This is a genomic window from Sporosarcina sp. ANT_H38 (genome assembly GCF_008369195.1).
Taxonomy (GTDB): Bacteria; Bacillota; Bacilli; order Bacillales_A; family Planococcaceae; genus Sporosarcina.
Genome location: NZ_VOBC01000001.1, coordinates 2,582,180 through 2,590,572, shown reverse-complemented (window position 1 = coordinate 2,590,572; position 8,393 = coordinate 2,582,180). Strand labels below are relative to the sequence as shown.

General features: G+C 38.4%; 5 protein-coding genes. All 5 read left to right on the top strand.

What is annotated here, in order from left to right:
* Positions 1 to 773 precede the first annotated feature (773 nt).
* The 5 genes from FQ087_RS12120 (at position 774) to FQ087_RS12100 (ending at position 7,815) form a co-directional block, all read left to right on the top strand.
* Entirely contained in the window at positions 774 to 1,367 is a 594-nt protein-coding gene (locus tag FQ087_RS12120) for a hypothetical protein (protein WP_149580682.1), read from the top strand.
* 882 nt (positions 1,368 to 2,249) lie between these two features.
* Complete coding sequence (locus FQ087_RS12115; protein ID WP_149580681.1) at positions 2,250 to 3,803, top strand: glycoside hydrolase family 10-like protein; 1,554 nt, start codon at positions 2,250 to 2,252, stop codon at positions 3,801 to 3,803.
* A 330-nt stretch (positions 3,804 to 4,133) separates the two neighbouring features.
* Complete coding sequence (locus FQ087_RS12110; RefSeq protein WP_149580680.1) at positions 4,134 to 5,504, top strand: glucose-6-phosphate isomerase; 1,371 nt, start codon at positions 4,134 to 4,136, stop codon at positions 5,502 to 5,504.
* Between the two features lie 428 nt (positions 5,505 to 5,932).
* Positions 5,933 to 6,757: an alpha/beta fold hydrolase gene (locus tag FQ087_RS12105; RefSeq protein WP_149580679.1), complete on the top strand. Its 825-nt coding sequence runs from the start codon at positions 5,933 to 5,935 to the stop codon at positions 6,755 to 6,757.
* Positions 6,758 to 7,173: 416 nt separating this feature from the next.
* Entirely contained in the window at positions 7,174 to 7,815 is a 642-nt protein-coding gene (locus FQ087_RS12100; RefSeq protein WP_149580678.1) for a hypothetical protein, read from the top strand.
* The last annotated feature ends 578 nt before the right edge of the window (positions 7,816 to 8,393 follow it).

Sequence of the window (8,393 nt, the reverse complement as noted above, 5' to 3'; positions counted from 1 at the left end):
AAAAGTATAATAACGTAAAGCAACAAGTCGGGTCCCACCTCAACTCAAATTACAATGCAACTATGTACGAGGCAAAACCAAACCAAACCAAACCAAACCAAACCAAACCAAACCAAACCAAACCAAACCAAACCAAACCAATATTGGTTAAGGAAAGAATGCCTCGATAAAGCGGTTTTTTTACGGTTAAAAAGCTTTTATCCACTTTGCAATTGACTAAGGAATGGATTGGTTTTGTAGGGGAATATCACGCTGGATATTCCGCGTCTGTTGATTAACCCTTTGCTTGTATTAGATCCCGATTAGTTAGGTGCAAAAGTCTTCATTGGGACTAGTACGTTTCCGGCTCGCTTTTGGCTAAAATAATCACGACAGGTTTAAGGGGGAATTGTAGTTCATTCCTCCCTCCCTTGAGGGGCAAGTGTGACTAGAAGTGACTCTTTTCGAAAATATTCATAGGAGTGATAAATATATGGAGCCACTTGTTTAAAGAGGTTTTTCATTTGTTACAGAAACGGAAGCTGATGGTTTTATTTATGGTGATATTACTGACCATTTTTATTTTGATATTGAGGAAGCCGATGGTTGCCTATCAGGGGACGGATTTGTTCAAGCTCTGATGGGAGTAGAGCAGGGATTGTAACGTAGGCTTTGTTAAACCAATAAAAACAATGGATGACTTAGTATTCAATTTTAGAACAGTATTACGATTGTTAAACGAGGCATACCACAATGCAAACACAGCCAAAAGTTAATTCAAAGGAGTTTATTATATGATATGTGAAATTCAACAAATGTTTAAAAAGGATTGGGAAAATTATATTCGTTTTGATTTAAATAGTAATAATCCATACGTCTATGATTGCTATTTCCCCGAATCGAATGAAATGCCGTTCGAAACATTAAGTGTATGGATGGAGAATATCAAAGCATTTCCCATCTACTTTTGTGTTCAAGTTACTGAAGGATTTCTTGAAGTTTTCGATGAAAAAGTTACTCAACATCAAATACGAAAATGTTTTACCCAACGATTTGAAGGTGATTGTAATGTAGTCATTTTAGAAGTTCAAAACAGCAAAGAATTTTCCGGGATATTTCCGTTGTTACAAGTAATTAGTGGTATGGATGATATAGTGTTGTGGTCAACGAAAAAGAATTGTTTTTTTATTGGCGATACAATGAAGGGAAAAGGCTGGTTTTCGGACATTCCTGGACTCGTAAATCTTGAAGATGGCATTACTGTATATTCTTTACCACACGCTGGAACTATATTGAGAATTTTTTCAGAGGATATAAATTTCTCGACATTTGAAAAAGTGTGTAGTTTATTACCTCTAAATATAAGACCTATTCAAGATAATGAGTAGTAAATGAGAAGCATTAGCAAGGATTTAAAAAATAATTAATTATACAAAATGCAACCTAATAACGTTCCGAAATGAAAGTTATGGAACATTTCGAAAAGCCACAAACGTTGTTATTTCAATGTTTGAACTGCACCCCGATGGTTAGAGACAATCTAACAATTGGAGGTGCATTTTTTTATGTATAAATGATAAAAGTCAATTGTCGCATCGGTTGAGTAGTATTTTGAGCAATGCTGCACAAATGGAGTTTTTGGAAATTATCGTGCATACAGAGCCTTAAAATAAATAGGATATAATCCTAGAGAAAGCATCAGCCGCCAAAATTGCATCTTTGGCGGCTTTTCTCCAGGTGTGAGGCCAGCTATTCTTTCGTCCCAAAAAACTTCAGCACTCTGTGTACTTATGCATTTGGAGCGCGAAGGATGAAGGACAATCATACGATTACCGAAAAAAATGTGTAGGGATGCGACAAAGTCGCATCCCTACACATCCAGACAACTCGGTAATCGTACTAGAAGTCATTCAATCTAAAGAAATCCAGAAGCGCAACTATACAAGCGGCGGCCAAGGGGTGATCAAGAAATCTCGGTACTGGTATAGAAGTCATTCAATCCAAAGAAATCTAAATGAACCTGTACTCGGGAAACTAACAAACTAAGACAATTATATTACTAATCTCCTTTTTTTATATTCTTTGGTGTACTTGTACCAGTAATACCATTTTCTAAAATAGACCCATAAGTCTATTAATCCCACATTAACTGCCTGTAAAAGCCCAAATCGTTAAACTAACAATCCGTGGGGGATGAAGAACACCTCTCTGATTGAAGATTAACTTTATTAGTGTTGTGGATTAAAAAGATAAAGGAAGGAAGTTTTTTTATGATGAAAAAACAATTTTTTAAAGTTGCATTATCAGTAGCTACGACACTCGTTCTACTACTATCAATACTTCCTTTACAAGTTAAAGGTGCGAGCGTGACGCCTCCTAAGAATGAGATGCGTGCAGCTTGGATTGCAACCGTTCAAAATGTGGATATGAAACCTGGGATGAATGTAGCTCAATATACAGCTTGGGTACAGAAAACATTGGATCAATTGAAAGCTAATAAATTCAATGCAGTCATTTATCAAGTAAAACCAACAAATGATGCTTTATATCCTTCGAAGTTGGCGCCATGGTCATCCTATATAACAGGGGGGAAACAAGGGAAAAACCCTGGTTATGATCCTTTATTAATAATGATTAATGAAGCGCATAAACGTGGTATGGAGCTACATGCGTGGATCAACCCTTATCGAGTAACGATGCCGGGGCAAACATTAGCAAGTCTCGCGCCCAATAATGTAGCTCGCACAAACCCAAAGTGGGTAGTTAAATACGGGAAGCAGTATTATTTGAATCCTGGTCTTCCGGAAGTGCAAAATTATTTAATTTCTACAGTTGAAGAATTAGTAGCTAAATATGATATTGATGCTGTTCATATGGATGATTATTTTTATCCTTATAAAATTAAAAATGAAGTTTTCCCTGATCAAGCTGCATTCAAGAAGTATGGGGCTTCATTCAAAAAAAATAGTGATTGGCGTCGAGATAACGTAAACCGACTTGTCAAAAGAGTCTATTCATCTATTAAAACGATTAAACCACATGTGCAATTTGGAATTTCGCCATTTGGGGTTTGGCGTAATCGGTCACAGGACCCTACTGGAAGTAATACACGAGCGGGTGTAACTAATTATGATGACCTATATGCAGACACAAGACAGTGGATTAAAGATGGTAGTATCGATTATATTACGCCGCAAATTTACTGGTCTAATACGTTTTCAGTAGCTAGGTATTCGACTCTATTAGACTGGTGGAGCGCTGAGGTACAAACGTATGCCGATGTGCATCCCGTTAATTTATATATTGGTCTAGCTGATTATAAAGTCGGCAATGACGCCGATAAAGCATGGAAAAATAAAATGGAGTTGCCAAGCCAAGTATTCGCTAACAGAGTTAACCAAATAGTGGCGGGTCAAATGCACTTTTCCTTGAGAAGTATACAAAAAAATCCGCTTGGTTATGCAACAGTCCTTAAACAGCAACTATATAATTATACGGCTTTAACTCCTGCAACTCCTTGGGATAATATGGCTATTCCGGTAGAGCCCACATCAGTACAAGCAAACAGGGATGCAGCTGGAATGAAGCTCATCATCAGGGATGAAAATAGTAACCCTCCAAGGAAGTATGTAATTTATCGTTTTGAAGGAAACGAAGTAGGTTCGTATCAAGATCCAAGAAATATCGTGGATGTTGTCTATAATACGAAAGGAATTACAGTGTTCTTAGATAAGACAGCAAAACGCAATAAACAATATACCTATGGGATCACTTCTGTGTCAGCAACTGGTGTTGAAAGTGAGAATGCATATGTTGTAAAATGATTATCATGTATATAGTTGTGGAATGTGTAGATTGAATGATTCCATTTAATAACGCTTCAGCTGATCCTTGTAAGACGCTGGATCTCGGTTGATAAGTCGTCTTCAATACTTCGATATAAATTCACGGCAATTTCATAATACTAAAGTGAAGATCAGACATATAAGGGGATGTCTGATTTTTTTTTTTGTGTTTATCTCGCAAAGATGTCAGATATAAAATTCGGATTGAAGTTATAGAGGTTCTTGGGCATAATGGAGGTAGCTCCTTTTTATAAAAGGAATTACAAACTGCTTCATTGCTTTCAGTTAGTAAACATAAAAGAAGTCGTCATGCGTGTTATTCAACGTTACTTCGGCCTCAAATTGACTATCCATTTAGAAGGGGAGAATGTTGAATTGGCAATCCCGTTAACATTAAATCAGACACAAATAGCTGTAAGTGTGCTTGAGGAACTTTTTGATACGCGTGTGAAGAAAATCCATCAGAAAATGAACAAAGGGACTTCTGAAGGTGCAGATTATTTGGGGTGGAAGAATTACCCTAACGAGCTTCCGTTACATGAACTTGAAGAAACCTTGGATGCAGCGAACAAGTTGCGCGAAAATGCGGAGTTAGTGGTTGTAATAGGTATCGGAGGTTCTTATTTAGGAGCGAAAGCCATTCAAGATGCACTATCACCGTATTTCGAAAGAAAGTCGGATGATCCTGAAGTTATTTTTGCGGGCCAGAATTTAAGTGGAGCGTATATGAAACAATTATTAAGTTATATGGGCCGAAAAGAAGTTGCGATTATTGTGATTTCAAAATCTGGAACAACAACGGAACCTGCTATCGCTTTCCGAATTCTGCTTGAATTTATGGAAAACCGCTATGGTTCATCAGCAAGCGAGCGGATTGTTGCAATTACCGATAAATCAGAAGGTGCACTGAGGGAATTGGCTATACGTTCAGGATTCAGGACTTTTGTTATACCAGATGATATTGGCGGTCGCTATTCCGTTCTTACGCCAGTTGGACTACTCCCACTTGCAGTAGCTGGGGTCGATATTAAACAACTCCTTGCAGGAGCAAAAGAAGCTGTTCACGACCTGTCGAGCGAGAATATTGGTTCGAATATTGCTTATCAGTATGCTTCATTACGAAGTCTACTGTTATCGGAAGGGTACAATGTGGAGATTTTAGCGAGCTTTTCTCCGAACTTTGAAATGTTCAATGAATGGTGGAAGCAGCTCTTTGGTGAAAGTGAAGGGAAGGGTGGAAACGGTATCTTCCCAGCAGCCGTCGCATATCCAACCGATTTACATTCCCTTGGCCAATATGTCCAAGATGGTCAACGGATGCTCTTTGAAACGTTTGTCCACTTCACAGAAGACGCAGAGGATTATGCAATACCTTCATCTAAAGCTGATGTAGATGGACTGAATTATCTCTCCGATAAAACAGTAAATGAAATTAATGAAGTAATGATGCATGGGGCTATGGAAGCACACAAAGATGGAGGCGTACCCGTACTACGTCTTGAAGTGGCTAAACAAGATGCCTATCATATAGGTTATTTAATATATTTCTTCCAACTGTCATGTGCAATGAGCGCTTACTTGCAGGGCCAAAATCCTTTTGACCAGCCAGGGGTTGAAGAATATAAAAATAATATATTTAGATTGTTAGAAAAGCCAGGGTATGTGGAAGCAGCGCTATAATAGATGTACGTTTTAATTCTTAGGAATTTATTTAGAATGCCATAATAATTTACTAGTGGAGAAAGACCAGACATGTACTTAAATGTCTGGTCTTTTTTTGAAGATAAGTAAGTATGTATGTTCCACCCTGGACTAGTACTAGGCTCCAGTACAAGACGTTCGGGTCATAAGTTGGCCCAGTTAGGAAGGGCTAAACTGCATTCTTACCAGGAAAACAGCGCCACTTTGCGGTCCTGCCTTGCAAGTTTCTTTCTTTGTGTCAATAAAAAGTAGAGGAGTAGACTCAAAGGATATTCTTTTAGGCTAGCACAAGACATTTGTGGGCGAATGAATTAGAATAGTATTCATAACATAATGAAAATCGACAAAATTCGCTAATAGCTGTTTGCTTCTATAGATTGGCCTAAAGGGAAGAGGGTAAATTAAAGTTGTTACATTATGAAGCGCATATTTTAAGTCCACAACATGAATGGGTTGTATTCCTTCATGGATTGGGCGGAAATTCAAATATATGGTATAAACAAGTGAAAGAGTTTAAAAAGCATTTCAATCTTCTCTTCATTGACTTAAGAGATCACGGTGGTTCTGTAGATTATGAACCTGAAGTGCTGACATACACACCTGAAGTTTTATCCAAAGACGTTGTTACGGTGCTGGACTTTTTAGCTATTAAAAAGGCTCATTTTGCAGGGATCAGTTTGGGTTCAGTCGTATTACATGCGATGCATATTTACGCTCCGAGCAGGATTAAAAGCATGATTTTAGGCGGGGCGATTATCCGGTTAACTAGTGTTGCAAAAGTGATTCTGAGAACTGGAAATTTGGTTAAAAATGCAGTCCCATATATGTGGCTCTATAAAACATTTGCAATGATTCTTATGCCTAAAGCACACCATAAGAAATCAAGAGACGTTTTCATCCAAGAAGCAAAGAAAATCCGTCAAAAAGGGTTTATTAAATGGTATAGATTCGCAGCTAAGGTTTGTACTATTTATCCACGAATAGACAGTGAAAAACATGAAATCCCTAAAATGTACATCATGGGCGATCAAGACTATATGTTTCTTGGTCCTGTCAAAGAAGATACTGTGAAGGATAAATATGCTTCTTTGCATATCATTGAGCAATGCGGCCATGTGTGTAACATAGAGAAGCATAACGAGTTCAATCAAATTGCTATACAGTTTTTCAAAGAACAGATTCAAGAAGAGCAGAAATTACTAGCGGATAGTAAGCTTGTTCATAGCGCATAAAGCTAAATGAGGCCAGCCTTGGAATGTAAAGGGCTGGTTTTTTGTGAAGAAAAGAATGTACGAGTAGCCTTCAAAAAGGCAGAGCTTGAAAATCACTTTTACTATTCCTCGGTAGTAAATCCCTTTCGGACACCGGGTAGCCGAAGTCAGGTAGGCAGTCTAAGTTCGCGACGTCGTGTCGCAACAAGGAGGGATGTAGGCCAATCCCTCCCCACTGCATGACCTGCATCCTGCAGGCTCAAGCAGCATGGAATGGAATTACTCAATCCATACCTAGAGCAGTGTCATTAAAAGGACTTTGGGTCTTGCGCTTCTCTCAATGAGTCAATTCAGATACGATATAGAAAGTATGTTCCGGAACGTGTTATGATTATAGTAGAGATACGCAAAAGAAATTTGAAAAGGGTGGAAGCATCGTGGATAAGAAAGAACAGCAGTTATTTGCACACTACTACAACAAGTTTAGTGAGAGAAGCTTTGATGAAAAAGACTTTTATAGCTTTATGATGTTGGTTAAAGAAGATGCACATGGTATTGAAAGTATTAAAGAACTTGCCAATTTTATAGCGCAAAGGGAAAACAGTACGGGGTATGTAAGTGAGTACTTGGAAGAGTGCAAGCGAATCATCACTAATTTGGGTAATGGTGTGAAGGCAAAGAAAATAGAGGATATTTTCTCGTTCAAAGAAATAAGGAACGGTTTTAATACGTTATTTTTGAAAAACGGTTTCGAGAAATTGCCGATGGAAATAATCAATGATTTTATTTTATGCATTATATCTTTACTGCAAGACGTGAAATTAGTGTCGGGTAATTTGAATAAAGTAGTAGGACATCTGAGTTTTGCTGTTTCCAGCAAAGAAATATTTTTGATGGGGAATATGAAAACGTTAAATAAAGGTCGCTATATTCCAGTTACTTTTCAGGTTTTATCTGTTAAGAATAGCTACGAGGCAGTAGCACCCCAAGACAAAAACGATACACCGTATCTGTTCAATGAGGAACTGATTGAAGTTGTAAATATTGATGGGGAAGTTGTAATTACATTTATTGGATAATTTTTATGTGCAACTGTATAAAGTGAAAAACAAAGAAGCGAGCCTTTCCTAGATTTTATCGAGGAAAGGCTCGCTTGTTTTCTATAGACACTATACTAATGAGGTAGATGTCCTGAAAGTGCCTAGGAATAACCAGCGAAGGCGCCTTACAAGTGTCCAATAACTGGACACCGGGTAGCCGGAGCGATAAGACAAAGGAGGGATGCAGTTCAATCCCTCCCCAGCAGTGATTTTCTGCCCGGCTTATCGTGGGAGGCATCCACAAAGCGCCAAAGCGTGTAGAATGGACAAATCTTAGATCAATCAATAATCGTAGACTTTTTCTTGGCCTCTTTTGTGAATGGCTGGTTTTTGTGCCCTTAGGTTATGTATTACGCGGCACTACTGGAAAATCTCCAGTCGGATTATGCTTGGTATTCTTTTTCACCTTCCGTCGAAAGTGCCCCCGGGCGGGACAGAGGAGTGCCGCCTCTCTGTGACTAGTAGTATACGCATGAATGCCGAGAAGTATACAAGTCTACCCCAGTATTAAAGGGAAGTAGAGATGGGAAAAGCCCGAATGGTTAAACTAACAATCA

What these genes read in the sequence shown, in the direction of transcription:
- FQ087_RS12120 (WP_149580682.1), top strand. Translation starts at nt 774, where the DNA reads ATGATATGTGAAATTCAACAAATGTTTAAAAAGGATTGGGAAAATTAT.
- FQ087_RS12110 (WP_149580680.1), top strand. Translation starts at nt 4,134, where the DNA reads ATGCGTGTTATTCAACGTTACTTCGGCCTCAAATTGACTATCCATTTA.
- FQ087_RS12115 (WP_149580681.1), top strand. Translation starts at nt 2,250, where the DNA reads ATGATGAAAAAACAATTTTTTAAAGTTGCATTATCAGTAGCTACGACA.